Source organism: Armatimonadota bacterium (assembly GCA_016125185.1).
Lineage (GTDB): Bacteria > Armatimonadota > Fimbriimonadia > Fimbriimonadales > Fimbriimonadaceae > Fimbriimonas.
This window is the reverse complement of the sequence record WGMG01000003.1, coordinates 1-25,041: the sequence shown is the minus strand read 5'-3', so window position 1 is coordinate 25,041 and position 25,041 is coordinate 1. Positions and strand designations below refer to the sequence as shown.

The 25,041-nt window shown below is 60.0% G+C and carries 25 protein-coding genes; 13 read left to right on the top strand and 12 right to left on the bottom strand.

Annotation, left to right across the window (positions count from 1 at the left end):
- Positions 1–817 precede the first annotated feature (817 nt).
- The 7 genes from GC165_05510 (at position 818) to GC165_05480 (ending at position 7,190) form a co-directional block, all read left to right on the top strand.
- The gene (locus GC165_05510) at positions 818–1,258 is read left to right on the top strand and encodes a thioesterase (GenBank protein MBI1332317.1); all 441 of its coding nucleotides are present in this window, start codon (positions 818–820) and stop codon (positions 1,256–1,258) included.
- Positions 1,259–1,267: 9 nt separating this feature from the next.
- Positions 1,268–1,726 carry an acetyl-CoA carboxylase biotin carboxyl carrier protein gene (locus tag GC165_05505; GenBank protein ID MBI1332316.1) on the top strand — a complete coding sequence of 153 codons (459 nt, stop codon included), beginning with the start codon at positions 1,268–1,270 and terminating at the stop codon, positions 1,724–1,726.
- Positions 1,727–1,730: 4 nt separating this feature from the next.
- Complete coding sequence (locus GC165_05500; GenBank protein MBI1332315.1) at positions 1,731–2,369, top strand: hypothetical protein; 639 nt, start codon at positions 1,731–1,733, stop codon at positions 2,367–2,369.
- A gap of 9 nt (positions 2,370–2,378) precedes the next feature.
- Entirely contained in the window at positions 2,379–3,296 is a 918-nt protein-coding gene (locus tag GC165_05495; protein MBI1332314.1) for a hypothetical protein, read from the top strand.
- Positions 3,297–3,324: 28 nt separating this feature from the next.
- The gene (locus tag GC165_05490; protein ID MBI1332313.1) at positions 3,325–4,194 is read left to right on the top strand and encodes a TIM barrel protein; all 870 of its coding nucleotides are present in this window, start codon (positions 3,325–3,327) and stop codon (positions 4,192–4,194) included.
- Positions 4,195–5,609: 1,415 nt separating this feature from the next.
- Positions 5,610–6,629 carry a class II fructose-bisphosphatase gene (gene glpX / locus GC165_05485; protein ID MBI1332312.1) on the top strand — a complete coding sequence of 340 codons (1,020 nt, stop codon included), beginning with the start codon at positions 5,610–5,612 and terminating at the stop codon, positions 6,627–6,629.
- Between the two features lie 42 nt (positions 6,630–6,671).
- Complete coding sequence (locus GC165_05480) at positions 6,672–7,190, top strand: hypothetical protein (GenBank protein MBI1332311.1); 519 nt, start codon at positions 6,672–6,674, stop codon at positions 7,188–7,190.
- 349 nt (positions 7,191–7,539) lie between these two features.
- On the opposite strand, the gene GC165_05475 is transcribed toward GC165_05480, so the two are convergent.
- Both GC165_05475 and pruA read right to left on the bottom strand, forming a co-directional pair.
- On the bottom strand, positions 7,540–8,013 hold the full coding sequence (locus tag GC165_05475; GenBank protein ID MBI1332310.1) for a redoxin family protein: 474 nt from the start codon (positions 8,011–8,013) through the stop codon (positions 7,540–7,542).
- 412 nt (positions 8,014–8,425) lie between these two features.
- Entirely contained in the window at positions 8,426–10,060 is a 1,635-nt protein-coding gene (gene pruA / locus GC165_05470; GenBank protein MBI1332309.1) for an L-glutamate gamma-semialdehyde dehydrogenase, read from the bottom strand.
- A 76-nt stretch (positions 10,061–10,136) separates the two neighbouring features.
- Here pruA and GC165_05465 point away from each other — a divergent pair, with 76 nt between their 5' ends.
- Positions 10,137–10,787 carry a carbonic anhydrase gene (locus GC165_05465; protein ID MBI1332308.1) on the top strand — a complete coding sequence of 217 codons (651 nt, stop codon included), beginning with the start codon at positions 10,137–10,139 and terminating at the stop codon, positions 10,785–10,787.
- Here the strand turns inward: GC165_05465 and ychF are convergent.
- Complete coding sequence (gene ychF, locus GC165_05460; protein ID MBI1332307.1) at positions 10,777–11,868, bottom strand: redox-regulated ATPase YchF; 1,092 nt, start codon at positions 11,866–11,868, stop codon at positions 10,777–10,779. The genes GC165_05465 and ychF overlap by 11 nt on opposite strands.
- An 895-nt stretch (positions 11,869–12,763) precedes the next feature.
- Here ychF and GC165_05455 point away from each other — a divergent pair.
- Positions 12,764–13,315 carry a DUF4287 domain-containing protein gene (locus GC165_05455; protein MBI1332306.1) on the top strand — a complete coding sequence of 184 codons (552 nt, stop codon included), beginning with the start codon at positions 12,764–12,766 and terminating at the stop codon, positions 13,313–13,315.
- A gap of 800 nt (positions 13,316–14,115) precedes the next feature.
- Here the strand turns inward: GC165_05455 and GC165_05450 are convergent.
- Complete coding sequence (locus GC165_05450) at positions 14,116–14,517, bottom strand: alkyl hydroperoxide reductase (GenBank protein MBI1332305.1); 402 nt, start codon at positions 14,515–14,517, stop codon at positions 14,116–14,118.
- Entirely contained in the window at positions 14,504–14,728 is a 225-nt protein-coding gene (locus GC165_05445; protein ID MBI1332304.1) for a hypothetical protein, read from the bottom strand. The genes GC165_05450 and GC165_05445 overlap by 14 nt, the downstream gene beginning before the upstream one ends.
- 155 nt (positions 14,729–14,883) lie before the next feature.
- On the opposite strand from GC165_05445, the gene GC165_05440 reads away from it, so the two are divergent.
- Entirely contained in the window at positions 14,884–15,546 is a 663-nt protein-coding gene (locus GC165_05440; protein ID MBI1332303.1) for a hypothetical protein, read from the top strand.
- Here GC165_05440 and GC165_05435 read toward each other — a convergent pair whose 3' ends face one another.
- Entirely contained in the window at positions 15,547–16,125 is a 579-nt protein-coding gene (locus tag GC165_05435; protein ID MBI1332302.1) for a DUF1211 domain-containing protein, read from the bottom strand.
- Between the two features lie 178 nt (positions 16,126–16,303).
- On the opposite strand from GC165_05435, the gene GC165_05430 reads away from it, so the two are divergent.
- Positions 16,304–18,055 (top strand): tetratricopeptide repeat protein, encoded by a 1,752-nt coding sequence (locus GC165_05430; protein ID MBI1332301.1) that lies wholly within the window; start codon positions 16,304–16,306, stop codon positions 18,053–18,055.
- Position 18,056: 1 nt separating this feature from the next.
- On the opposite strand, the gene GC165_05425 is transcribed toward GC165_05430, so the two are convergent.
- Both GC165_05425 and GC165_05420 read right to left on the bottom strand, forming a co-directional pair.
- A complete protein-coding gene (locus tag GC165_05425; GenBank protein MBI1332300.1) occupies positions 18,057–18,893 on the bottom strand; it encodes an alpha/beta hydrolase fold domain-containing protein in 837 nt (278 codons plus the stop codon).
- Positions 18,894–18,922: 29 nt separating this feature from the next.
- Complete coding sequence (locus GC165_05420; protein MBI1332299.1) at positions 18,923–19,642, bottom strand: GNAT family N-acetyltransferase; 720 nt, start codon at positions 19,640–19,642, stop codon at positions 18,923–18,925.
- 140 nt (positions 19,643–19,782) lie between these two features.
- Here GC165_05420 and GC165_05415 point away from each other — a divergent pair, with 140 nt between their 5' ends.
- A complete protein-coding gene (locus tag GC165_05415) occupies positions 19,783–20,727 on the top strand; it encodes a phosphotransferase (protein MBI1332298.1) in 945 nt (314 codons plus the stop codon).
- Here GC165_05415 and GC165_05410 read toward each other — a convergent pair.
- Genes GC165_05410 through GC165_05395 form a run of 4 tightly spaced genes read right to left on the bottom strand, consistent with a single transcriptional unit; the run spans position 20,720 to position 23,740 of the window.
- The gene (locus GC165_05410; protein MBI1332297.1) at positions 20,720–21,823 is read right to left on the bottom strand and encodes an esterase; all 1,104 of its coding nucleotides are present in this window, start codon (positions 21,821–21,823) and stop codon (positions 20,720–20,722) included. The genes GC165_05415 and GC165_05410 overlap by 8 nt on opposite strands.
- A gap of 18 nt (positions 21,824–21,841) precedes the next feature.
- A complete protein-coding gene (locus tag GC165_05405) occupies positions 21,842–22,423 on the bottom strand; it encodes a GNAT family N-acetyltransferase (protein MBI1332296.1) in 582 nt (193 codons plus the stop codon).
- Between the two features lie 3 nt (positions 22,424–22,426).
- Positions 22,427–22,849, bottom strand: a complete 423-nt coding sequence (locus GC165_05400; GenBank protein ID MBI1332295.1) for a DUF4440 domain-containing protein — start codon at positions 22,847–22,849, stop codon at positions 22,427–22,429.
- Between the two features lie 18 nt (positions 22,850–22,867).
- Positions 22,868–23,740 (bottom strand): hypothetical protein, encoded by an 873-nt coding sequence (locus GC165_05395; GenBank protein ID MBI1332294.1) that lies wholly within the window; start codon positions 23,738–23,740, stop codon positions 22,868–22,870.
- A 66-nt stretch (positions 23,741–23,806) separates the two neighbouring features.
- Here GC165_05395 and GC165_05390 point away from each other — a divergent pair, with 66 nt between their 5' ends.
- Positions 23,807–24,739 (top strand): aldo/keto reductase, encoded by a 933-nt coding sequence (locus GC165_05390; protein ID MBI1332293.1) that lies wholly within the window; start codon positions 23,807–23,809, stop codon positions 24,737–24,739.
- Positions 24,740–25,041: the final 302 nt, after the last annotated feature.

Below are 25,041 nucleotides of genomic sequence, written 5' to 3'. Positions count from 1 at the left end.
CTCGGACCTTTTGCTGATACGGGACAATTCCCGGGGTGCAAGCACCCCGGGCTAAGGTCTGCGACCTCTCCGAGGTCGTTCCTGGACAAATAGGTGTCGCCGTGTGCGGAGGTCGAGGACCGAGAGCCCATCAGTGAATCCTCCCCACCGTCCCGAGTATCGGGACGACCCCATGCCGCTACCTCAGCGCCGAGGCTTACGGCCAACGCATGAATCTGTAATCAGAGGTTCTGACGGTTGAAAGGGAGTTGCTCGCGTAAAAACCATCTCCCCTCCAAAGCTTGTAGGGGTGGCGCGAAGCGACGGGGTGGATGACCTTTTGTGACCGCCATAATGGCGGGGTCGTCCCGATACTAGGGACTCCTCGGACTTTCTTGCCTCGATCTTCTACCCAGCCCGTTGGGCTGGGCTAGGTTAGAACGGGCCTTCAGCCCTGCATTGGTCAAAGTTTGGGCGTTGGTGGATGGAGCGCCGAGTTTTGCTTGGCCCTCTATCCACCGTCCCGATGTCGCTTTGCTCCATTTCCCTTCGCCAAGGGATAGCCTCGTTTTACGAAAGGCTTGCGGCTTGCGGCTTTCAGTTAGTCTTCCTCCCCACTGCTTCGCCAAGTCTTGGCTCAGCGACTCCACATGAATCCTGCCTTTGTGGCAGGATCCCTTGCGGACCCTCCCCAAGGTGCATCGAGGCTATTCAGAATCTAAGATCGGGGAGAACAGCCGCGTTATCTCCATGAGACGAGCGGCGGCTTGCCACCCCAAGAACACCTCCATTTCGAAGGGGCGATGGCCGGGCAAAAGTGCTATCATCGTCTAGCGTAATGGAAGCCCAAATCGAGCGATACCTTCACGACAGCATCCCCCTGACGAAGGCCCTCGGACTCCGAGTTCGGTTCGCGAGTCCCGAGCGAGTGCTGCTCGAATGTCCGCTCGAACCCAACATCAACCACCACGGAACGGCGTTTGGCGGGTCGATCGCGGCAGTGGCGACGCTGGCGGGTTGGACCTGGATTCACGTTTTCATGCGGGAGCGAAAGCTGACCCCCAAGCTGGTGATCAGCGAAAGCCACATGCAGTATCTTGCGCCGGTCGAGGACGACTTTACGGCGGAGCTTCGCGCCCCTGGCGAAGCGGAGATCAAAGCGTTCTCGCAGACTTACGATCGACGCGGATCGGCGAGGATCGAACTGAAGGTTTCTGTGCTGTGCCAAGGGGAAGAGGTCGCGCTCTTCCGTGGCACTTATGTGGCGCTTAAGGCATAATAGAGGGACTTGAGCGAACGCGTTAAGAAACAGATGGATGAGCTGGCCAAGCTCATCACGGAATATAAGCTCACCGAGGCCACCCTTGAGACCGAAGGGTTAAAGATTTCGCTTCGAAAGTCGGCGCCGAAGGTGGTGACGGTGGCGAGCCAGAACGTGGTGGCCGCCGCTCCGATGGCTGAGGATGCCGAGGTCGACGCCGCGCCAGCCGCCGAACCGGTGCCGGTCCAAGCCGGAACCCCGATTTCGAGCCCGATGACGGGCATTTACTACGGTTCGTCCAGCCCGAGTTCGCCGCCTTATGTGAAGGAAGGCGACACCGTGACGGCAGGTCAGGTGGTGGGCCTGATCGAGGCGATGAAGGTTTTCAACGAGATTCATTCGACCGTGAGCGGGATCGTTCGCAAGGTCACGGCCGAAAGCGGTCAAGTCGTCAACCCCGGCGACCCGCTGATGTTCATCGGGTAGGGCCGTGCTCGCTTCTCTGCTGCTTGCTTCGACTTTTGTGAAGCATGGGGCGGCGGTCCTGGTGGGCGACGCGATTGCTCCTTCGGCGGTTTTCGACTCCTTTGCCGAACAGATTGGTGGGCGTCATGCTCCAGTGCTGGTGTTTGAGCAGGCGGAGGCAAAGCCGGACGGGATGGATCGCCAGTTGGCGGACAAGGGATTCGACCATATGACGGTCGTCTCGGACACAACGTTTTCTTCCGATCGGCGGGCCGAAGTGGCCAAGATGCTATCGGAAGCGCGCGGGGTTTGGGTGCCGGATGGCGACGCGAATCTCTTCTTGAAGCGGTTGGGACCCGAGTGGTGCCGACGTGTCTTTCCCGCGTTCATCGAGCGGGGAGGCGTGTGGTGCGGACTGCGGGCGGGCGCGGCGCTGGCGGGCGATTTTCGGTTAGATGGCGAGAATGGGGTCGGGGTTCTAGATGGAATCGTGGACTACGACCACTTCGTCGGCCACCACGAGCTTCGGCTCCGCAAGACGTATTTCACGACCAAGGTTCAGCTTGGAATCGGGCTCGACCCGGGCGAATGGGTGGTGGTGCGCGACAGCGTGATCGAGAAGAAAGTCGGCCAGCCGTGGGTGTTTTTGCGCGAGGCTGGATAAAATGCTTGCATGAGTCTGGTCGCTTCCGCCGTCCTTTTCTCCCTTGCCGCCGCATCGAACTTTCCCATCCAGCCGCAATTCACCTATAACGGCATTGGGCGCACGTTTCCGGTGACGCTGACCGGTCCTCGGGGCGCGAAGAAGCTGACGCTTCGGTTGTATCGACTGGAGAAAAACGAAACGGTCCAGGAAGTGGACGTGAAGGGCGGGAAGGTCGATTTGGCCAAGGCGTTGCCGACCTTGTGGAAGGACAAGCGGGCCGAGGTTTTGTACCTGCAGTTGAAGGCGGACGGGAAGTCGGCGGGGCCTTCGCTGGTGCTTCAGCCGATGGTGAATCCGCCGGTCTGCACGCTCGACCCGGAGACGAAGAACCCGAAATGGACGCCGGACGAAGACAACACGTACGCGGGAATTCGGTGTTGGGTGGACCAGAATGTAGTTTTGGTGACGGACTTTGGCGAGGTCGAATTCAAGATGCGGCCAGACTGCGCGCCGAACACGGTTTGGAACTTTTTGCAGTTGGTGCAGGGCGGGTTCTATCGCGACATCATCTTCCATCGCATCGTGCAGAAGCACCCGAAAACGGGCAAGATGTTTGTGATCCAGGCGGGCGACCCGACGGGGACTGGCTCGGGCTCGCCGGGGTACAGCTTCATCCTGGAGAAGTCGCCGTTGCCGCACGATTTTGGCGTGCTGGGGATGGCGCGGTCGACCGACCCGAACACGAACGGGAGCCAGTTCTACGTGGCGCTCTCGCGGGAGGCGACTCAGCATTTGGACGGCCGATACGTGACGTACGGGCAGTTGGTGCGGGGCAAGGACGTGGTGCTGAAGATCGCGAGCGTGGAGATCGGGCCGAAGGACGATCGTCCGGTCAAGCCGCCGGTGATTAAGAGTGCAAAATTAGTGAATCCGAAAGACCACTAGACCCTTTGCGAGCGGTAAAGTCATCGGGATGCTAGTCACAAAAGCGGGCGGATTTCCCATTGGTTTTCGGCAAGGTTGGACCGAGTGGTTCAAGGATATCGACGGTATGGTCGCGTGGGCCAAGTCGCAGAATATCGGCGTGATCGATATGGGCGGCAAGTGTGTGCCGCACCTTCCGATTCTGAAGGAGAACGGTATCCGCGTCGGGACCGCCGACCTGCAGGACTGGCACGGGCTGATTTCGGAGGATTCGTCGCATCAGAAGGCTTCGCTGGAGGCGAACGAGAAGTTCATCGCGGAGTGCGCCGAATTTGGCGTGCAGAACTATTTTGCCGTGATGCTGCCCAAGGACCCGTCGAAGCCGAGGAGCGAGAACTTCGGCTACATGATGAACTCGCTGGAGAAGCTGGCGAAGATTTTGGAGGCGAACAAGGGCAAGCTGGTGATCGAGGGATGGCCGGGGCCGGGCGCGCTTTGCTGTACGCCGGAGGGCTATCGTGCGTGCCTGAAGGACACCTCGGACGCGATCGGAATCAACTTCGATCCGTCGCACCTGATTCGCATGGGCGTCGACCCGATTCGGTTCCTGAAGGAGTTTCCGAACCGCGTGTTTCATATCCACGGTAAGGACTGTTTTGTGGACCAGGAAGCGCTTTACAACTACGGAACCGAGCAACCGGCGACGTTCTGCAAGGGGCACGATTTCGGCAATTCGGTTTGGCGGTACACGATTCCTGGCCACGGCGTGACGCCTTGGGTGACGGTGTTCGAGATTCTCCAGAAGGCGGGGTATCAGGGCGCGGTCAGCATCGAGTTGGAGGATGAGAACTTTAATGGTTCGGAGGCAGGCGAGAAGCTGGGCATCGTGACCGGCGCGGCGGTTTTGGCGTCGGCGTAGCGGTTTGTTGCGGAAGGCTGGTTGGAGGGCAAAGGGCATAGTGCGCAGAGCACAGAGCACAGAAAGCAGGGCAATGGAGGGCGGACCATGTGGAGTGCGCGGACTTGTCCGCGCTCTTGTCCGCGAGACTTGTCTCGCGAGGTTGGGGGGGTGAGCGTCTCGCCCGCCAAGGAGGGCTTCGCCCGGGTCGTCCCGATACTCGGGACTCCTCGGACCTTTTGCTGATACGGGACTATCCCCGGGGTGCAAGCACCCCGGGGATAGGTCTGCGACCTCTCCGAGGTCGTTCCTGGACACGTAGGGAGACCTGAGTGCGAGCGCAAGGGCGAGGGAGGTCAGGCGATTTGGAGTGCGTGGACTTGTCCGCGCTTTTACACGCGAGACTTGTCTCGCCATTTGGAGGGTGGGCGTTACGCCCGCCAATGAGTCCTCCCCACCGTTTCGCGACACTTCGTGCCTCTCAACGACTCCACATGAATCCTGCCTTTGTGGCAGGCTCCATTGTGGACCCTCCCCAGGAAGTAGCGTGGCTATTCGGAAAGCGAAGTCGGGTCGATACTTCGTTCGGCTACCGAATGACTCCTCCCCACCGCTCCGCCTAAGGTCGGCTCAGCGACTCCCCCTGGGAAGTAGCGTAGTTATTCGGAATTCGAAGTCTGGTCGGTACATCACCATACACGGACTATTGCAAAATGGCGATTTGGCACCGACTCCTGTCGAGCCTACTAACCAAGCTACTCCCCGGGGGGAGTCGCTGAACGCAGTGAAGCGGTGGGGAGGAGGCTGAATGCTCACCTACCATCACTGGTAAATCCCAGCTTCGCCCGCCAAGAAGGGCTTCGCCCGGGTCGTCCCGATACACGGGACTCCTCGGACTTTTCTTGCCTCGATCTTCTACCCAGCCCGTTGGGCTGGGCTAGGTTAGAACGGGCCTTCAGCCCTGCATTGGTCACTGATTCTGGAGCGCCGGATCTTAGTTTCCTATCCCCCGTCCCGATATCGCTTTGCTCCATCGGGATCTAAGGAGTTTGCTCAGTCCTCGGACTTTAGAGGTAAGTTTCAGAATCTGCGACCCGCTTCGGGGTCGAAATCTGGATGATTGTCCACCCCGGGTGCAGGCACCCGGGGCTAAGCTCTGTGACCACTTCGCGGTCAGGAATTCAAAGTAGGCGAATATCCCTAAGCGCGCCTGGGGCTCGAAGAGTGCGAATTTCGGGAGGTATCGGTGCCCATGGGAGAAAGGTCTGGGAAGGGATCACCGATCGAAACGACCCCAATGTGGGTCGCAGAATAGGGCCTTGGTTCATGCAGAATCAAACGCGCGGACGTCAAACCTCGACTCTAGGTGACGCATTTCGGCGAGACAAATGGGATCGGGACCTCGTCGGCACGAAATCTGTGCCGACAAGTAAACTATGAGCAGCTTCAGCGTCGAAGCAATCGATTTGAAGGATCACAAAGCCGTGACCGTAAAACACAAAAGCCCCCACCTCGACTTTTTGCGCGTGACCGAACGCGCCGCTCTCCTCTCCGCTCGCTGGGTTGGCAAAGGCCTCAAAGAAGAAGCCGACGATGCCGCCTGCAAGGGCATGCGGAGCGCCCTCAATGAACTCGACATCGACGGCACCATCGTCATCGGCGAAGGCGAAATGGACGAAGCGCCGATGCTGTATATCGGCGAGCGCGTGGGCTCTGGCGAGGGGCCGCAGGTCGAAATCGCCGTGGACCCGCTAGAGGGAACGAACCTTTGCGCCAACGGCATGCCGAACGCTATCGCGGTCCTGGCCGGGTGCATCAAGGGCGAGGGGCATCTGCTCCACGCGCCGGACTGCTACATGGACAAAATCGTGGTTGGGCCGGAGTGCAAAGGGGCCATCGACCTCACGGTTCCGCCTCGGGTCAATGCCACGATGATGAGCAAATGCCTGGGTAAGCGGATCGACGAATTGACGATCGGCATTCTTGATCGACCACGCCACCACGACCTCATTCGCGACATTCGCGACACCGGCGCGCGGGTTCACCTCATCACCGACGGCGACCTCAGCGTGGCGTTGGCTGCGCTTGATCCCGACTCGGGCGTCGACGCGCTGATGGGCATTGGCGGGGCACCGGAAGGCGTCATTTCGGCGGCGGCGGCGCTGTGCTACGGCGGCGAGATGCAGGCGAGATTTGTTTGGTCGAATGAGTCCGAGCGGGAACGGGCGCAAGGGATGTTCGGCGGTGACGTGGACCGGCTTTTGCACACCACGGACCTGGCGTCGGGGCACGTGCAGTTCTGCGCGACGGGCATCACGGGCGGAGACATGCTTCGCGGCGTGCGATATCGACGCGACTACGCGCTGACCGAGTCGATTCTGATGCGCTCGAAGACGGGCACGATTCGGCGAATTCAGACCATGCACCGAAACTTTAAGCGCGAAGAAGATCTTTAGCGACTTTGTAAATACTGGCCCCTGCTTATGCGTTAACACTGCATGAGATCGTGGGTCTATACGTTCGTCGGTTTTGTTGGTCTTTTGGGCGCTCTTCACCTGCCCGCGCTTGGGCAAGATCAGGGCCAAGCAAATCCAGGTGGGCTCGGGGGTGGCGGGGCATTTGTCCAAGACCTCAAGGGCCTGAAGGAAGTGAAGTTTCGGTTTGATTGGAGCACGGATGGGATTTCGAAGACGACTCAACCTTCGCCGTATAGCAGTCTGGAATCGGTGACACTGTCCGGGTTCGACGGGATGACGATGATGACGACGAACCCGGTCTCGGGCGAGAACAAGTACCGCCGATTTACGATCCATTCGGGCATTCAGAGCGATGGAAGCTACGTGTTAAATGTCTCGGTTTCCGACGTGATGAACGACTCTGATCGCGAGATTCCGCGGTTGGATACGATGATTCGGATCAAGCCTGGCGAGACGAAAGTGCTGCAGGATCGCATTTCGCAAGCGTCGAACCAGACTGGTTACGATTATAAGCTAACCGTGACTCAGGTCGCGGACTAGGGGTACTACCGACGGGGTGGTGTCGTCTATCCCCCGTCCCGGTGTCGCCCTGTTCCTTTCTCGCCAAAGGGGCATCTCGGTTGTCGGTCAGGTTCGACGAATGAGGCAGGCCTCCCCCCCCTCCGTCGTCCCGTCCATCGGTTCAAGAGAATCCTTGAGGGAATGGACGGGACGCCACCTCCCCTCAGTGGAGGAGCGTGGCTATTGGGCAAGTACGAGAGTTTTGCGACTAGCGAAAGGCACTGAGCACTTTGCACTGAGCACAGAAGGCGGGGCAAAGGGCGTGCTGCGCAAGGGCGAAGCCCTTTCTGAGACTCGTTTTCCTGGCACTCGCTCCACAAGCGGCATGCTAAAAGCTGATCGTACAGCCGATCACTTTCGTCTTATTGACCGGGACCTTCTCGCCTTTCTGGATTGCCTGGAGAGCGTTGCGAAGGTCTCTTTCTTTGGTTGGATGCCATTGAAAATCGCGACCGTAGGAGTCGTCGATGCGGCCAAAGTACAGCACGTTTCCTTTGTCATCGACCACGACGGCGGTGGGCACAACGGTGACCTTCAGCTTCTTGGCCTGATCGTGATCCTTGTCCAGCGAGAAGGTGCCGGGGATTTTGTAGTCGGTTTGATGTTTGGTCACGACATCGAACTCGACGCCGGAGTCCTCGTACACCAGCTTGAAGTCGGACGCCTTGGCGTAGTCCTTCATGATGCGCTTGATTTCGGGGGTGTATCGCTGGGAGATCGGGCAATCGGTGGTGAGGAAGAAGAGCGTTTCGATCTTCGGCTTGCTCGCGAGCACGAGCAAGCCAATGTTAGCGAGGACCATATTGGTTCAGACGAACGACAGGCGGTCTTAGTTCGCCATGGGAGCCTCTGAACCTTTTGTCACCACTATAATGGCGGGGTCGTCCCGATGCACGAGACTCCTCGGACTTTTCTTGGTTCTGCCTTCAGCCCTGCGTTGGTCAGAGGTTGAGCGATGGTCGATGAAGCGTTGTATGGTGCCGTGGATTGGTTGGCCATGGCCCCTCTCCGTCGCCCCGATCATTTTTCGGAACGAGATGGATTGATCGGGGCGACACCTCCCAAGGGGCGGAGCGTAGTTAACAGGCCTGTGCAGAGTTTCGCCCACGCATACATTCCACCAAAGAATGGTTACTTGTAATCGGTTGGCGGGTCGAACATCTCCTTGATGGTGCGAGCCCGCCCCCTCGTCGAGGACCGCTAACAGGCTTGGTCTACTTTTCGCCCAAGAACGGGTACTTGTAGTCCGTCGGCGGGACGAATGTTTCCTTGATCGTCCGAGCGGAGAGCCAGCGATAGAGGTTCAAGGCCGAGCCTGCCTTATCATTGGTGCCGCTCGCGCGAGCGCCGCCGAAGGGCTGTTGGCCGACGACCGCGCCGGTCGGCTTATCGTTGATGTAGAAGTTGCCCGCGCAGTTGCGCAGGGCCTTCGTGGCCTGCTCGATGGCGTAGCGATCTTGGGAGATGACCGCGCCGGTGAGCGCGTAGGGCGAGGTCTCGTCGATCAGCGTCAGCGTTTCGTCCCACTTCGATTCGTCGTAGACGTAGAGCGTGAGGACCGGGCCGAAAATCTCCTCGCACATGGTGGTGTACTTGGCGTCGCTGGTCTCGATGACGGTCGGCTCGATGAAGTAGCCCTTCGACTTGTCGTGACCGCCGCCGACCAAAATCTTCTGGCCATCGGCCTTAGCCTGGTCGATGTAGCGGGCGATGCTATCGAAGCTCTTCTCGTCGATGACGGCGTTGACGAAGTTGGTGAAGTCCTCGACGGTGCCCATCTTGAACGACTGGACCCCGGCGACGAGCTTGGATTTGACCTCGTCGGCGATGTTGGACGGGATGTAGCATCGCGAGGCGGCAGAGCACTTTTGGCCTTGGAACTCGAACGCGCCCCGAAGCAGGGCGGTAACGACGACATCGACATCGGCCGAGGGGTGGGCGATGACGAAGTCCTTGCCGCCGGTTTCGCCAACGATGCGCGGGTACGACTTGTACTTATTGGTGGCGAGCGCCGCGCCGATCTGTTGCCACATGCGGTTGAAGACGCCGGTGGAGCCGGTGAAATGGACCCCGGCGAAGTCGCGATGGTTGAAGCAAACCTCGCCGACGGTCGGACCATCAACGTACACGAGGTTGATGACGCCGTCGGGCAGACCGGCTTCCTTGAGGATGCGCATGAACATCTGGGCAGAATAGACCTGCGTGTTGGCCGGCTTCCAAACCACCACGTTGCCACACATGGCGGGGGCGGTCGGCAGGTTGCCGCCGATGGCGGTGAAGTTGAACGGCGTGACCGCGAGCACGAAGCCCTCGAGCGGGCGGTATTCCAGGCGGTTGTGGAGGCCGGAAACGCTCATCGGCTGCTGACGGTAAATCTGGTCGAGGTAGTGGACGTTGAACCGCAGGAAGTCGATGATTTCGCAGGCGCTATCGATCTCGGCTTGGTAGGCGTTCTTGCTTTGGCCGAGCATCGTGGTGCCGTTCATGTACGGGCGGTACTTGGTGGCGATAAGGTCGGCGGCGCGCAGGAAGATGGCGGCGCGGTTCTCCCAACTGGTGTTCGACCACTCTTCGCGTGCGGCGAGGGCGGCTTCGACGGCCTGGTGGACATGGGTTCCGTCACCCGCGTGGAAGTGGCCGAGCAGGTGGCTGGTCTCGTGGGGCGGGTGCATTTCGACCAATTTCCCGGTTCGAACCTCGTCGCCGCCGATGTACATGGGCACGTCGGCCTTTTGGCCCTTCAGCTCGGCGAGGACGGCTTTCAGCGTTTCCTTTTCCTTGGAGCCGGGGGCGTAGCTCAATACGGGTTCGTTGACAGGGAGACGATAGTCGAATGTCCCAAAGTTCATGCCCATCAGTTTACCGGTCGAGGTGGCCCGGATACGGTAGTCTGAAGTGTGGACATGATGAGGGTGACCCGAACCAATGGATAGCCACTTGAGGCTTTTGGAAGCGAATAAGGTGTGGGTGGCGGAAAAGCTCGGGGCGGACCCCGATTTCTTCCAGCGACTCGTTGATGGGCAACAGCCCGAATACCTTTGGATCGGGTGCGCCGACAGCCGGGTTCCGGCCGAGGAGATCACCGGCACGATGCCGGGCGAGTTGTTCGTGCATCGCAATATCGCCAACCAAGTGATCCATACCGACTTCAACATGCTGAGCGTGCTTCAGTACGCGGTGGAAGTACTGAAGGTGAAACACGTCATCGTGTGCGGGCACTACGGGTGCGGAGGCGTGATGAATGCGCTGACGAACCGCAACCTCGGGCTCATCAACAAATGGCTCCGGCATATCAAGGACGTGTATCGAATCCACCGGGCCGAACTCGACGCGATCGAGGACGAAGAGGCGAGGTTCCGCCGCCTGGTCGAGTGGAACACGATCGAGCAGGTGACGAATTTGGCGGAGACGAGCATCGTGCAGAAAAGCTGGGCCGAGAACGGGTTCCCGGTCCTGCACGGCTGGGTGTACGACCTCGGCACGGGCATTATCGACGAGCTCGTGACGATCAAGACGCCGGACGTGCTGGAGCCGATTTACCGCTACGATTTCGAGCCGGGCACGCTTAGACGTTAAAGAGGAACAGCATCACGTCGCCCTCTTGGACGACGTACTCCTTACCCTCGCTTCGGACCAGTCCCTTTTCTTTGGCGGCCTTTTCCGAGCCACACTCGACGAGGTCCTTGTAGGCGACCGTTTGGGCGCGGATGAAGCCGCGCTCGAAATCCGTGTGGATGACGCCTGCCGCCTGCGGGGCGGTCATGCCCTTGGTGATGGTCCAGGCGCGGGTTTCTTTCGGGCCGGTGGTGAAGTAGGTTTGCAGGCCAAGGAGGTCGTAGGTGGCGCGGATGAGCGACTTCAGGCCGCCTTCTTCGACTCCAAGCGCCTTGAGGAATTCGTCGCGGTCGGCTTCGTCGAGTTCGACCAGTTCCGACTCGACCTGAGCAGAAATGACGATGACTTGCGAACCTTCTTTGGCGGCGAACTCGCGGATCTGGTCAACCCATTTGTTGCCGGTGGCGAGGTCGGCTTCGCTGACGTTGGCGGCGTAGATGACCGGTTTGCCGGTGAGGAGTCCGAGCGGTTTGACGGCGGCGGCTTCATCCTCGGTGAGTTTGACCGAGCGGGCCGAGCCGCCAGCTTCGAGGACGGGCTGAATCTTTTCCAGCGCGGAGACCTCGTGAACGGCGGTCTTGCTGGTCTTGGCGTCCTTGCGAGCGCGCTCGATGCGCCGCTCGACCTGGGCCATGTCGGACAAGGTCAGCTCGATGTTGATGATTTCGATATCGCGGAGGGGATCGACGGAACCGGCGACGTGGATAATGTCGTCGTTTTCGAAGCATCGGACCACGTGGACGATGGCGTCGACCTCGCGGATATTGGCGAGGAACTGGTTGCCGAGCCCTTCACCCTTGCTCGCGCCCTTGACCAGACCGGCGATGTCGACGAATTCGACGCGGGCGGGGAGGATGTTTTCCGAACCGCTGATCTTGGCGAGGACTTCCAAGCGGGAGTCCGGCACACTGACGATGCCGACGTTCGGCTCGATGGTGCAGAAGGGGAAGTTGGCGGCCTGCGCTTGCGCATTTGCCACAACGGCGTTGAAGAGCGTCGATTTTCCGACGTTGGGCAGACCTACATTTCCGGCGCGTAGCATTGAGAAGCTGATAGTTTACCGCCCGGCTAGGGCACGCTGACGCTAGTGCGGAGTGCTGAGTGCTGCGTGCAGAGTGCGGAGGGCGTGCTTCGCAAGGGCGTGCTTCGCAAGGGCTCGCATCGCTAGGGCAAGGGAGGTCAGGCGATTTGGAGTGCGTAGACTTGTCCGCGCTTTGGTCCGCGAGACTTGTCTCGCGCGGTTGGGAGGGTGGGCGTCTCGCCCGCCAAGCAGGCGAGCCAAAGGAGGGGCTTCGCCCGGGTCGTCCCGATTCTCGGGACTCCTCGGACTCTGGCGCCAACTGGCTGTTCCGGGGGTCTACGCTTCCTTCGGTCGCTCCGACCGCCCGGCTAAGGTCTGCGACCTCTCCGAGGTCGTTTCTAGGAGAATAGGTGTCGCTGCGTGCGGAGGTCCAGGGCTCAGCTTCCGCATGAATCCTGCCTTTGTGGCAGGATTCATTTCAGACCCTCCCCGGAAAGAAGCGTAGTTATTCGCAATTCGAAGTCGCGCGAACTGCCCAAGATGCCCCTTGAGGAAGGGGCCGGTGAAATCCGAGGAATGAGGATTGAACCGGGGGATAGATGAAAAAGCTTCGGACGAGCCGACTAACCACGCTGCTCCACGGGGAGCCGGCGAGTGCATACCTACCAACAATGGTAAATCCCAGCTTCGCCCTCCTTCGTCCTCGTCCCTCGGCCTGCAGGCAAGCAGACGTCTTTACTTGGTGGAGCCAAGCGACATCGGGAACGGCGGATTGGCGACAGACTCCTTTAGCCAGAACGCAGAGAGCAGAGAGCAGAAACAGGGCGCGCGTTCCTTTCACCCGTCTTTCTGCTGAGCTCTGATGGAGAAATGCCTGAATAGCGGTGGCGACGGGGTTCCGCTATACTAGTGCGAAATGGACCTCAACGCCGCGATTCAGAAACAGCTCGACAACATTCAAAAAAAGACGGGAAAGTCTTTAGCGGAGCTTTTTGATGCCCTGAGCAAGACGGGCTTGGAGAAGCACGGCCAGCTTCGGGATTTTGCCAAGACCGAGTTTGGGTTAGGGCACGGCGATGCCAATGCGCTGGCTCTGCATTTCCTGAAGAAGGACGAGACTCCGGCGGCGGGGGACGTTTTGGATGACATCTACACGGGTGCAAAGGCGGCATTGCGGCCGATCCACGAGAAGCTGATGGCGACGATCGACGGGTTCGGCGAGTTCGAGGTGCATCCGAAGAAGGGGTACGTGGCGTTGCGGCGCAAGAAGCAGTTTGCGATGATCGGTCCGGCGACGAATACGCGAGTGGAGGTCGGATTGAACATGAAAGGCGTTCCGGGGACGGAGCGTTTGGTCGAACAACCGGCGGGCGGCATGTGCCAGTACAAGGTGAAGGTTTCCGACGCAGGCGAGGTCGACGACGAGTTGTTTGGGTGGATCAAGACGGCGTTTGAGTCGGCGGGGTGAATTTGGTCAGGGCGTGCTTCGCTAGTGCAGAGTGCAGAAGGCAGAAGGCAGAAAGCAGAGAGCAGGGCTCGCCGTCGCTAGGGCGAGGGAGGTCGGCCGATTTGGAGTGCGCGGACTTGTCCGCGCTTTCACTAGCGAGACTTGTCTCGCCTCGTTGGAGGGTGGGCGTCACGAAGTTCCCGCCGAGCGAAGAGAGGGAAATGGAGCAAAGCGGAATCGGGATCGCCCGCCAAGAAGGGCTTCGCCCGGGTCGTCCCGATTCTCGGGACTCCTTGGACTTTGACTGTTTTCGGATAAATCCCGGGGTGCAAGCACCCCGGGCTAAGGTCTGCGACCTCTCCGAGGTCGTTCCTGGACGGTGGGTGTTGCCGGATACACTACGTGATGGCAGAGTCTGGAGCAGGATTACTCATCTATCAATCCTCCTCACCGTTTCGAGACACTTCGTGCCTCTCAACGACTCCCCCCAGGGAGTAGCGTAGTTATTCAGAAATCGAGGTCGAGTCACGACACCATTCAGCCTTCCAAAACTCAGGCATTAACAATAAAAATGCGATTTGGCATCGACTCCTGTCGAGCCTACTAGCCACGCTACTCCCCGGGGGGAGTCGCTGAGCCAAGACATGGCGAAGCGGTGGGGAGGAAGACTAACCGAAAGCCATAAGGTAGAGAGCCGATAACAGGGCTCGCTTCGCTAGTGCTAAGTGCTAAGTGCTAAGTGCTAAGTGCGGAGAGCACAGAGCACAGAGCACAGAGCACAGAGCACAGAGCACAGTGCACCACGTACCAAGCACTCGGCACTACACCTTCAACAAATATCCCGCCTTATAATGCCGGTAGGCGAAGAGGCAGAACGCCGGGAGCCAGATGAGGTCGTTGGTGACGTTGATCCAGCCGAATCGCCACGGAATCTGGCCTTGGAGCGCCCCCAGCAGAAAGCCTATGGGGCCAAGCACTTTGCCGATGATGCCGAGCCAAGCAAACACGCCGTACCGAACCGGATCGAGGGCGACGAGCGCGTAGCCGAGGGCGTAGACGCCGACGATCATGCCAATGCACTGGAAGAGCCACGGCTCGTGAGGCGGCGGCAGGCCGAGCCAGGCGAATATGGCGTTGGGAAAGAAGCCCGCGATGGCACCCCAAACCGCGTTGTAGGCGGTGGCGGCCCAAAACCAGGGGCGGAAACGGTCAAGGTTGGTCATCGCTGGAAGGGGGCGGTTTTGAGTAGTCGAAATTCGCGGGCGGCGCTTGCTGAGGAGGGGCCTTGGGTGCTCGTGGCCACAGGGCCCATCCGATCATACCGACAACCCATCCGATCCAACCCACTCCGGCCGACACGACCCGAATGTATGAACCGAACACGATGGCACAGCCCCCGATGTAGAGAATCCAGCAGATAGTGCGGCGGTTCATTTCCTCCCATTATAGTGCCTGCGACTCGGTAGCTTTTCCGAACATTGTTTGCCCCTCTTGACGTGAAACTATAGGATCTCCAAATCGTCCGACCTCCCTCTTCAAATTTACAATTGCCGTGCGGCAGGCTCTTCTAGGTACTCTCCCAATCGAAAATGCAGAGGCCGATCAAGTTTGTCGAACTCGCGCTCGTGCTCGTGGTGAGTACGGCCGTCGGCGTGTTCTGCAAGCTCCATTGGCCAGATAGCTCGGGGTGGCCCGAGGTTTGGGCGTTCGTCATCGGCGCGGTGGCGGTCTATCTGCAAACGATCGAGCACATTCTTTCGTGGCCCACGTGGATGCTGTGCGTGGCGATCTACGCCTACGTTTTTCATCAGGCGAGCTTCTTCGCCGACCGGGACCTGCAGGTTCTGTACTTCGTGCTATCGATTCACGGCTGGATGTCTTGGCAGAAGGGCAAGGGCCGCGAGGAGAAGCTGAAGGTCAACCGCCTGAAGCCGGTCTACTGGATTCCGGTCCTGGCGGCCATCGGGCTGGGGACGGCGGCGTACTACCCGTACCTCGTGAGCGCGAAAGACGCGGCCCCGTTCTGGGACGGCCTGCTGACGTCGGGCTCGGTGGTGACCCAGGTTCTGCTGAACCGCAAAGTCTACGAAAACTGGGCGTTGTGGGTGCTGATCGACGGCATCTACGTTCCGCTGTACATCTGGCGCGGTCTACACGCCACGGCGATTTTGTACTTTGTCTTCTTCCTTTTGGCGATTTGGGGTTGGGTGGCCTGGCACCGTAGCCTGCGCGAACAGCTTCAGGCGGCGTAGCTACTTTTGAACGTGGTGATGCTCGAATCGCCGATCGGGTATCAGCCAAATCAGGGCCACCGAAACGTAAGCCAGACCCGAGACCAGCGGTTGCCAGAACGCGGCGGCGAGTCCAACCGAGTAGATGACAATGGAGACTTTGCCTTTGAAATCGCTCCCGAGGGCGGCGGCGACGGCGGAGTCTTTGCCGTTGGCCTTGATCAGGCATAGCGTGAGGATGAAGTAGGCGATAGCCGAGCAGAGCAGGATGACGCCGTAGGCGAATACGGCGGCGTTGGAGAAGTGGGTTTCGCCCATCCACGACGTGACGAACGGCACCAGCGACAGCCAAAACAGCAGGTGCAGGTTGGCCCACAGCACCGCGCCGGAGACGTGCTTGACGCTGTGCAGCATGTGGTGGTGGTTGTTCCAATAGATGCCGAGGAAAATGAAGCTGAGGATGTAGCTGAGGAAGGTCGGATACTGCTCACAGAGGGCCCTGAGGTCGGCGGTGTGGGGCGCGTGGATTTCGAGCACCATGATGGTGAGAATGATCGCGATGACCGCATCGGTAAACGCCTCTAGTCGCGTCGTCGTCATATCCTGAGTCCCATTATCCCTAAATCGGGGTGAGCAACCATAGAATGGGGTAAGAATGAGGTTAACGATCTTCGTTTTGCGGGCCTAATTGGACCGCTTTGTGCCATAAACGGACTGACTGCCAGTGGTACCGCTCTCTCTCCAAGGGGTTCAAGACGCGCGAATCCATCTTCAATTGATGGGTGAGTTTTCGTGCGCATCCGAGAGCCCTGTTTCTTTCGCCGCGCGTTCGGCGGCGGAAGTGGTGGCGTATCTGGCGATCCATCGCAATCGGTGGGTGCCGCGCGAGGAGCTAGCGGAGACGATTTGGCCCGGTACCGACCAGAAGGTGGCGCGGACGAACCTGCGCAAGGCGACCCAACGGGTGCGAGAGTCCCTGAGTCCGCACGACGTTTTGCTGAAGTACTCGGAAAATCTGGCCATCAACCGCCAACTGGTGGAGAGTGACCTGGACCGAGCCGAGGCGCTGCACCGGCAGTACGCCTTCGCTCCGCACCTCACCGAGTCCGTCGAAAAGTTATGGGCGGAGTGGCAGATCCTCGACCATACGCTATTGGACGGGTGGGACAACGACTGGGTGGTGGAGGAGCGCAAGAACTTCGCGATTCGGTCGCACGAGTTGGGGCTTCGGCTGGCGGATGCGCTGGAGTCGGTCGGGAAGATCGAGGAGTGCCTAGGCGTACTGAACACGCTGATCGTGCGGTCGCCGCTCGACTACGAGCTGCTTCAGAAGACGATTCGATTGCAGTCGCGGACGGGGAGCGGCTACAACGCCAGCAAGCTGGTGGAACAGCTTCTTTCCGACCTGCCGCCGCAAACGGAGATTCCCAAACCGGTTCGTCGCCTGATCCAGCGGGTGCAGCAAGGGCAGATCGAGCAGGTGCCCGCGCCGGAGCTTTTTGAGACGAAAAACGAATTGGCGTTGCTGGCGCGGATGGTGGAGTCGAACATCCGTTCGAACAGCCCAGAGGCGATGGCCTTGCTGGCGAAGGAGTCGAGCAACATCGACAACTGGGCCCACGCCAAGACTCTGCTCTCGATCCTGACGGTCGCGCTGGAGCACTCGGAAGTGAAGTCGGACGACGAGATTTTGATCGCCACGAACGCTTGCTTCTTGGCGACGTACGCGTCGGATTTCCACGTTGGGCAGTGGGCGGCAAAGCGAGTTTTGGACGTCCTACCGGAGTCGGACGAGCGGTACATTCGGGTGCTGAGCGTGCTCGGCTTTCTGCACTTCGAGACCAAGAACTACGACGAAGCGCGGCGGCTGTTGAACGAGGCGGTGGACCTCTGCCGAAAGTACAAAGTCGATGCCGAACTGCCTCGGGTTTTGAACCGGCTGGCGGTGCTGGACTATCATCTGGGGAACTTCGAGGTGGCGCACGCGATGTTTCTGGAGGCGATCGACCTGGAAACGAAGAACAATGAGCCAAACCGGGACTCGCGGTTAGCCAGCTTCCACGGGAACCTGTGTACCATGGAAGTTTTGCGGTGCCGATGGGAGAGTGCGCGGCATCACGGCGAACTGGCTTTTCGGTACGCCGAGCACAGCGCGAAGGTGTATCAGATTTACGTGTCGGCCGGGTACGGGCTGGCCCTGCTGAAGACAGGCGACCGGAGAGGGATCGACTTCATCATCGATGGCATCGTGCAGACGACGCGGGAGCGGATGCGGCGGTTCAACATGATCTCGGTGGACTTCGGCGTGGCGGCCCTGGCCGACCAGAAAGCGTTCGAACCGGCGGCGCAGATCGCGTACCTGAACCGGTTGATTCGCGAGGCATCCGGGTATCCGCGCGGACCAGCCGAGATGGGCTTCATCAAGGCCAGCTTTGAGCCGGCGGGCAAAATTTCCGTGCCCAAGATGCAGCCGATGAGCCTGGTGGCGCTCAGCCGGTGGGCGGTCGAAGAACTCGAAGCGCTGAAGTAGCCTAGGTTTTGGGCTTGGACCAGCCGTTGTCGGCGAGCCAATCGGTGAGGCGCTGCGGCCAGGTTTTGACCGATTCGAGCTTGGACCGGTTGCCCATGTTGAACCCGTGTCCGCCCTGGGCAAGCACGTGGATCTCCATCGAAGCCTTGGCCTTGTGGTACTTGTTCACGAGGTCGAGAACGGCGCCCATGTGGCCGGTGTCGTCGTTGGCGATGAGGAAGAAGGCGGGCGGGGCGTCGCTGCCGACGGATTCGGGAATGCCGAGCGGGCCAGGATAGATTTCGACGATGAAGCTGGGTTTGCCATCTTCGCGGTCGATGGGATCGGGGGCGTTGGGGTCGCCTTTGCCGGAGCCGAACGCGATTCCGGAGACGTTTTCGCCCCCGGCGGAAAAGCCCATCGCGCCGATGCGACTGGGGTCGATGTTCCACTCCTTGGCGTGAGCGCGAACCTGGCGCATGGCCCGATACGAGTCGGGAATGGTGGCGTTCTCGAAGGTGTAGGTCGAGCCCGGCTCGCGGAAGAGGCGGTACTTGACGGCGATGGCGACGATGCCTTGGGCGGCGAGATATTGGGCCGGTTCGACCCCCTCGGGCGGGTAGACGAGTTGGCTATGGCCGCCGCCGGGAAAGATGACGATGGCCGCGCCGGTAGCCTTGTCCTTGGGCGGGAAAAAGACGTTGATCGACGGATCGTGAATGTTCTTCACCCACCAGTCCTTGGCTTCCTCCTTCTCGCCTCGGTGGGCTTCGGAGCCGGGGGCGCCGTTGGCCCAAAGGGGAATGCGGATCGGTTGGCTTTGCATCGTTGCGGCGGCAATCAGGGTCGTGAGGAACATCGTCGAACTCTCCAAGCCCTATTCTAACCCTACGAGCGGTTTTTGGGGCAGAACATCTGGAGGACGCCGATCTTTTGGTAGCCGAGGTGGGGGTACAGGCGCGCGCCGTCGCTGCTGGCGAGGAGGACGCTGGTCTGGACGCCGTGGTCGCGGTCGGATTGGAGCAGAGCGCTCATGAGGGCGCGCCCGTATCCGCGTCCGCGATCGGACTCATGGACGAAGAGACCGCCGACCCAGGCGGCGTTTTTGAAGGGGATGCTGTTCACCCAGCCGTACTCGGTTTCGTCGTCCCAGATGGAGAATTTTCGGATATTTGGGCGGAGGACGTGCTTGTGCTTGCCGCGCTGAGGGATGGCGTCGAGCATGGCTTGGCTGGTGACGGGGCGAACGGGCGGTTCAGACTCGTGGATCGGGATGTCGTTGAGTTCGTGGACGAAGAGCCATTCGGTCGAGACGGCCTTGTAGCCGAGCGATTTGTATTCGGCACGGATGGCGTCAAAGTCGGCGTCGACGGGGTGGATTTCGCTGAGGAAGTGCCATCCGATGCCGTTGTCCTGGATGGTTTTGGCGGCCTTGGCGGGTTCGATTCCGTGGGTGACGATCTCGATCTTGCGGGCGTTTTTTCGGTCGGGCGTGTCGCGCATGATCCAGAGGCCATCGACCAAAGTCGGCGCGTAGGGGTACGTCCGGCTCTTCGCTTCGCAGAAGGCGTGAACGAAGACCTCAATCGCCTCGGGGATGGATAGCATCTTTTTTATTCTACAGCGGGGGCGCGTTTTGGGATTGCGAGGGCACTGAGTGCAGGGCACAGAGAGCAGAAAGCAGAAAGCAGAAAGCAGAAGACTGAGACAGTGACCGAATTTGGTATGGTTAGGCGAGGTCCTGCGCCATGGAATTCGATTGGCAACGACAAAAGCCCTTTTACGACCTAAGCCTGGCCGAGATTCAGGAAGTACTGGTTCCGTCGGGAATCGCGGTGGCGTCGGCAATACCGATTCAGGAGGGGTTGGCGAATTCCAACTACTTTGTGGAAACCGATGAGGGGAGGCGGCTGGTTTTTCGGGTCTGCCAGTCCGAGCCGGATTCCAAACCGCTTCAGATCGCAGTGGCGCGTCGCCTAGGGCGAGCGATTCCCATGCCGAGCGTGGTCGAGGAACTGCCGGAGAGCCCGTACCTGCTGATGGAGTGGCTGTCGGGCCGGACGATGCAGGCGCGGTGGGCGGATGGAGAGCAGGAACAGGTGCTTGAAGCGGCCCACTCGATCGGGCTTGCGCTGGCCAAGATCGCGAGTCACCGCATGGGAACCTGCGGGTTCCTGAATCCCCGGCTGACGGTTGTGGAGCCGTGGGGAAACCTGTACGAGGCGTTCAACCGGCATCGTTCGGACCACGCCAGGTACGCCTACCTGAAGGGCCGGATGAGCTTCGAAAACCTGATGGCCACCGAGGCGCTTTGGCAGAAATGGAAGGACCCGCTGACCAGCGTGATGGACCAAGCGTGCCTCTCGCACGGAGACTTTAAGGCATCGAACCTGTTGATCGAGAATGGGCGGCTGTCCGGCGTGCTGGACTGGGACTTCGTCCACGCGGGTACGTGGCTTTTGGACGCTGGTCAGGTGCTCCGCTACCTCGGCGACCGTCGCGAGGATTTCGCCGAGCGATTCGCTGCGGGCATGATCGAGGGCGGGATGAAACTGCCCGACCGATGGCAGGAGATGGCAAGGATTGTCGACCTCATGAACCTGGTCGATTTTCTCTGCCGACCCAAGATCGGCGACCAGCAGATTCTGCAGATCACCGACCTCTTGGAAACGACGATTCGCGACCTTACTTGAAGATCATTTGGGTGAACTGCACGAGGTAGCGCCGCCAGTTTGGCCACTCGTGGCCCCCGCCGGATTCGTTCGTGGTCACCTTGATCCCGCGCTGGGTACACCAGTCGGCAAAGCCGCGCTGGAAGCCGATCAGGCCGTCGGCGGTGCCGCACGACATCCAAAAGACCTTCAGCTTCTTGGTCGATTCGGCGGTGACGTCGCCGAACACGTCGTCGGGCTTGTTGGCGGGCAAGCCGCCGGAGCTAAACGCCCCGATGTACGCGAACTTATCGACGTTTTCGAGGCCGGTGAAGAGCGTTTCCGCGCCACCCATCGAGAGTCCGGCGATGGCGCGGTCCTCGCGCCGGGCAGAGACCCGATACTGCTTTTCGACCATCGGCAGGACCTCGGTGAGGAGGGCGCTTCGGAAGTTGGTGAAGTTCCTGGTGGTCAGGCTTCGGTCGCCAAAATTGCGGCCAGAGTGGCTGGCAAAGCCGGGCACACCATAGCCGAGCGGCATGACCACGATCATCGGTTTGACCTTCTTTTCCGCGATCAGGTTGTCGAGAATGAAGTTGGCTTTGCCGACGACAGTCCAGCCTTCGGCATTGTCCGAAAAACCGTGCAGGAGGTAGAGGACGGGCAGTTTGGCGCGACTACCCGCGTAGCCGGGCGGGGTGTAGACGAGGAAATCGCGCTGGTCGCCGATGATGCCGGACTTGTAGAAGTGGTGATGGACCTCGCCGTGCGGCACGTCCTGAATCTCCCACGGCTCGGGCGGATCGCCGGGCACGGTGACCATGTTGGAAACATAGATCAGATTGACCTTGATCTCGGGGTTCATCGGGTCGAACATGGCGGTGCCGTCGACATTGATGGTGTAGCCGTAGATGTCGGGCGGGAGCGCATTGGAGGTCCCTTCCCACACGCCATCGTCGCGAATGGCGAGATCGACGTCGCCTTTGCCCTCGATGTTGACCGACACCTTCTTGGCGTTCGGCGCTTTGATCCGGAAGGTGACGGTGTGGTCGGGGTGAACTTCGGGCGAGATTGTGGGCTTGCCTTGTGCAAACAGCCCCAGCGACGATGCGAAGACGAGCGGTGCAAGCGATAGCATTACCGGCAGTATAGCGGGTCAGCTACGGTTCGTCCACTGCTCGCGGAGGATCGCATAGAGGTACATGTCTTGCCGAAAACCGTCGACGTCGACCGAGCTGGAGACGAAGGTGGCCTCCTTTGTCATGCCGCATTTTTCGGCCACGCGGTAGCTGCCGACGTTGCGGGTGTCGCACTTCCAGATCAGGCGTTGCCATCCCCATTCGGTGAAGCCCCAGGCCAGCATCTGCTCCAGAATTCGGGTGCCCCAGCCCTGACCCGCGTGGCTTTGACGGACCCACATTCCAATCTCGCCGCATCGCCATTCGATCGGGCCAACGCGGAGATGAAATCCGGTGCCGCCGACGAGCGTATCGCCTTCCCAAACGCCGAGCGTGAAGTCTCGGTTTGCGAGAAATTCGCTGGCGAGGCGGCGACAGATGGCCTCCGTCTCGGCCACGGACTGCTCCTGCTTGGCCCACGGCATCCACGGGCGAAGGTGCTCGTAGGACTCGACGGTCGCTTGTTGGAGGGCTTTGGCGTCGTTGGGCGAATAGATTCGGATCGTCATTCCGCCGCCGGTCCAAGACAGCGGCGGAAGCCACGGATCGCTGCCGATCATCGCCTACTCACCCGGCTCCGTTTGGGTGATCTTCCAGCCGTTGCCGTAGATCTGCCACGTGTCGATCGACGTGAATTCGACCTTGGCGCTTTTGCCGTTGACGGGGGCAAAAACGATGGTCTCATCGACGGTGGCGAAGTAGGTGTCTTCCTTGTGGTCGAGCTTCTTGATCTTGGTTTTGAAGGAGATTTCCTTCGGCTTGCCCGAGGTCCAGCGCTCGGCGATTCCGTCGATGAATTCCTTCTTGGTGAGCGGCTTTTTGTCGCCTTTGCGAATGGCCTTGAAGGAGTCGGCGAGGACGTCGCTCATCGCCTTTTGATCCTGCTTGACGATGGCGGTATCCCACTTCTTGTACATCTTCTCGATCTCCTTTTTCACGTTGGCGTGGGGTTGGGTTGCGAAAAGAATCGACGCGATGAGGACCATAGTAGGAGATATTATTGCCTAGATTCGCCATCGGTCGTCGATGACGATGTTTGGCGGGACGTGGGCGAGGATGAGGTCTCGGATTTGGGGCAGATGGTCGAACGCCTCGTTGATCCAGATGGGCTTTCCGTCGGCTTGCACGATGACTCGCTCGTTGGTGGAGCCTCGTTGGGTGGCGGTAGCGAGTTTGACTGACTGAATGGATTCCCACGGAACTCGCCTGGGGGCGCCGAGTCGCTTGATCAAAATGCCTTCGTCGGAGATGGCCACGTACGACATCAGGGAGGTGATTCCGAGGGCGAAGAGCCCGATGATGAACGGTACGGAAATCCAGAGACTCGGGAGCATGTCCGGCCGGGACGTGAGTGGGAGAACCCAAAGGGGAATGGCCATGAAGGTGGTCAGGGCCAGGAGCATGAGCGAGAGGCCGGTCATGCGAAAGCGGAGGACCTGGCCGGGGCGGAGCGTTTTGTCGTCGTGGTGGTGGAGGCTCCACCAAATCTGCACCTCGGAGGTGACGACCGACGGCTCGGGAAAGGATTTGAGGAGGACGGTATAGCCCTTTCGATTCGTGTCCTTGATAGCGATCGTGCTGGATTTTCCCGCCACGGTGAGGTCGATGCTTGCGATCTGGTTTTGGTTCAGGGACTTGGTTCGGACGAGGGAACGGAGGACGATTTGGTCGCCGTCAAGTCGGATCTCGCAAATCGAGAAGAAGAGGAAGCCGAGGGCGCCGCATGACATCACCAGCCAGAGGATGCTCAGCCACCAGAAGATGACGGAACCGCCGGTGATGGCCTCGTAGAGGGTGCCGACGAGGAGCGACGTGAAGAGGAGCGAGAGCACGATCTCATCGAGGCGACGCCCCCAAACGGCCTTGAAGTCTTTCACTGATGACTAAAGTACGATTTATGGGTCATCGAGGATGCGGCGGGTTGGGGGAATAATGGAGGAAGCATGGAGATGACGACGCTTGGCCGGACGGGATTTCGCGTTTCGCGTATGGGGCTGGGGTGCGGCGGACATAGCCGCCTCGGGACTCGGACGCCGGACAACGAGGAGAACGCGGTTCGGATCGTGCGGGAGGCGTTGGACCTCGGCGTCAACTTCATCGACACGGCGGAGGCGTATGGAACGGAAGAAGTGGTGGGTCGAGCGATTGCCGGGGTGCCTCGCGACCAGGTCATTTTATCGACCAAGGTTGGGGCGGCTTGGGACGACCACGAGGTGACGCCGAGCGAGCTTCGGGAGCGGTTGGATGGATGCTTGCGGCGGCTGGGGACGGAGTACGTGGACGTGTTTCATCTGCACGGGGTTCGGGTGGAGGAGTACGCCCACGCGCTGACCTTGGTACCGACGCTCCTGGATTTGAAGCAGGCGGGCAAGATTCGGGCGATCGGAATTACGGAGGCGTTTATTCCCGAGCCGAGCCATGCGATGCTGGCTCCGGCGGTGGCGAAGGACGACTGCTGGGACGTGGTGATGGTCGGGTTTAGCCTGTTGAACCAGTCGGCAGCGCGGACGGTGTTGCCGCACACGATGGCGAAGGGGATCGGGACGCTGTGCATGTTTGCGGTTCGGCGGGCGCTGAGCAATGCGTCGGCTTTGCGTGAGCTGATGGCAGGGTTGGTCGAGTCGGGGCAGGTCGATTTGGGTGTCGATGATTCGTTAGGATTCCTGGTGGCAGACGGGGTGGCGTCGAGCCTGCTGGAAGCGGCGTATCGGTTCTGTTTGCACGAGCCGGGGTTGGATGTGATTTTGTCGGGCACGGGGAATATCGAGCATTTGCGGGCGAATGTTCGGTCGCTGTCGCTGCCGCCGTTGCCGAATGAGGTGGTGGAGAGGTTGCGGCGGTTGTTTGGGCGAGTGGATTCGGTTTCGGGGAATTAGCGTTTGGGGGCGCTGGTGAAGACGTCTGCTTGTCCGCCGAAGTCCGAGGGTCGAGGACGATGCTCGGGACTCCTTGGACTTCTTGCGTGTGCGGACAATTCCCGGGGTGCAAGCACCCCGGGCTAACGTCTGCGACCTCTCCGAGGTCGTTCCCGTCTGGAAAGGGGTACTTGATTCAGAGTGTGGATCATTCGTCAATGAATCCTCCCCACCTCCCGATGTCACCACGCTCCATTTCCCTTCGCCAAAGGATAGCCTCGTTTTACGAAAGGCTTTCGGCTAGTCTTCCTCCCCACCGTTTC

Bases quoted from the DNA above. Each gene is read 5' to 3' on its own strand.
- GC165_05480 (MBI1332311.1), top strand. From the start codon at position 6,672: ATGAGATCGTGGGTCTATACGTTCGTCGGTTTTGTTGGTCTTTTGGGC.
- GC165_05465 (MBI1332308.1), top strand. From the start codon at position 10,137: ATGGATAGCCACTTGAGGCTTTTGGAAGCGAATAAGGTGTGGGTGGCG.
- ychF (MBI1332307.1), bottom strand. From the start codon at position 11,868: ATGCTACGCGCCGGAAATGTAGGTCTGCCCAACGTCGGAAAATCGACG.
- GC165_05455 (MBI1332306.1), top strand. From the start codon at position 12,764: ATGGACCTCAACGCCGCGATTCAGAAACAGCTCGACAACATTCAAAAA.
- glpX (MBI1332312.1), top strand. From the start codon at position 5,610: ATGAGCAGCTTCAGCGTCGAAGCAATCGATTTGAAGGATCACAAAGCC.
- GC165_05390 (MBI1332293.1), top strand. From the start codon at position 23,807: ATGGAGATGACGACGCTTGGCCGGACGGGATTTCGCGTTTCGCGTATG.
- GC165_05440 (MBI1332303.1), top strand. From the start codon at position 14,884: ATGCAGAGGCCGATCAAGTTTGTCGAACTCGCGCTCGTGCTCGTGGTG.
- GC165_05430 (MBI1332301.1), top strand. From the start codon at position 16,304: ATGGGTGAGTTTTCGTGCGCATCCGAGAGCCCTGTTTCTTTCGCCGCG.
- GC165_05415 (MBI1332298.1), top strand. From the start codon at position 19,783: ATGGAATTCGATTGGCAACGACAAAAGCCCTTTTACGACCTAAGCCTG.
- pruA (MBI1332309.1), bottom strand. From the start codon at position 10,060: ATGAACTTTGGGACATTCGACTATCGTCTCCCTGTCAACGAACCCGTA.
- GC165_05495 (MBI1332314.1), top strand. From the start codon at position 2,379: ATGAGTCTGGTCGCTTCCGCCGTCCTTTTCTCCCTTGCCGCCGCATCG.
- GC165_05490 (MBI1332313.1), top strand. From the start codon at position 3,325: ATGCTAGTCACAAAAGCGGGCGGATTTCCCATTGGTTTTCGGCAAGGT.
- GC165_05475 (MBI1332310.1), bottom strand. From the start codon at position 8,013: ATGGTCCTCGCTAACATTGGCTTGCTCGTGCTCGCGAGCAAGCCGAAG.
- GC165_05445 (MBI1332304.1), bottom strand. From the start codon at position 14,728: ATGAACCGCCGCACTATCTGCTGGATTCTCTACATCGGGGGCTGTGCC.
- GC165_05405 (MBI1332296.1), bottom strand. From the start codon at position 22,423: ATGATCGGCAGCGATCCGTGGCTTCCGCCGCTGTCTTGGACCGGCGGC.
- GC165_05435 (MBI1332302.1), bottom strand. From the start codon at position 16,125: ATGACGACGACGCGACTAGAGGCGTTTACCGATGCGGTCATCGCGATC.
- GC165_05450 (MBI1332305.1), bottom strand. From the start codon at position 14,517: ATGACCAACCTTGACCGTTTCCGCCCCTGGTTTTGGGCCGCCACCGCC.
- GC165_05400 (MBI1332295.1), bottom strand. From the start codon at position 22,849: ATGGTCCTCATCGCGTCGATTCTTTTCGCAACCCAACCCCACGCCAAC.
- GC165_05425 (MBI1332300.1), bottom strand. From the start codon at position 18,893: ATGTTCCTCACGACCCTGATTGCCGCCGCAACGATGCAAAGCCAACCG.
- GC165_05410 (MBI1332297.1), bottom strand. From the start codon at position 21,823: ATGCTATCGCTTGCACCGCTCGTCTTCGCATCGTCGCTGGGGCTGTTT.
- GC165_05420 (MBI1332299.1), bottom strand. From the start codon at position 19,642: ATGCTATCCATCCCCGAGGCGATTGAGGTCTTCGTTCACGCCTTCTGC.
- GC165_05510 (MBI1332317.1), top strand. From the start codon at position 818: ATGGAAGCCCAAATCGAGCGATACCTTCACGACAGCATCCCCCTGACG.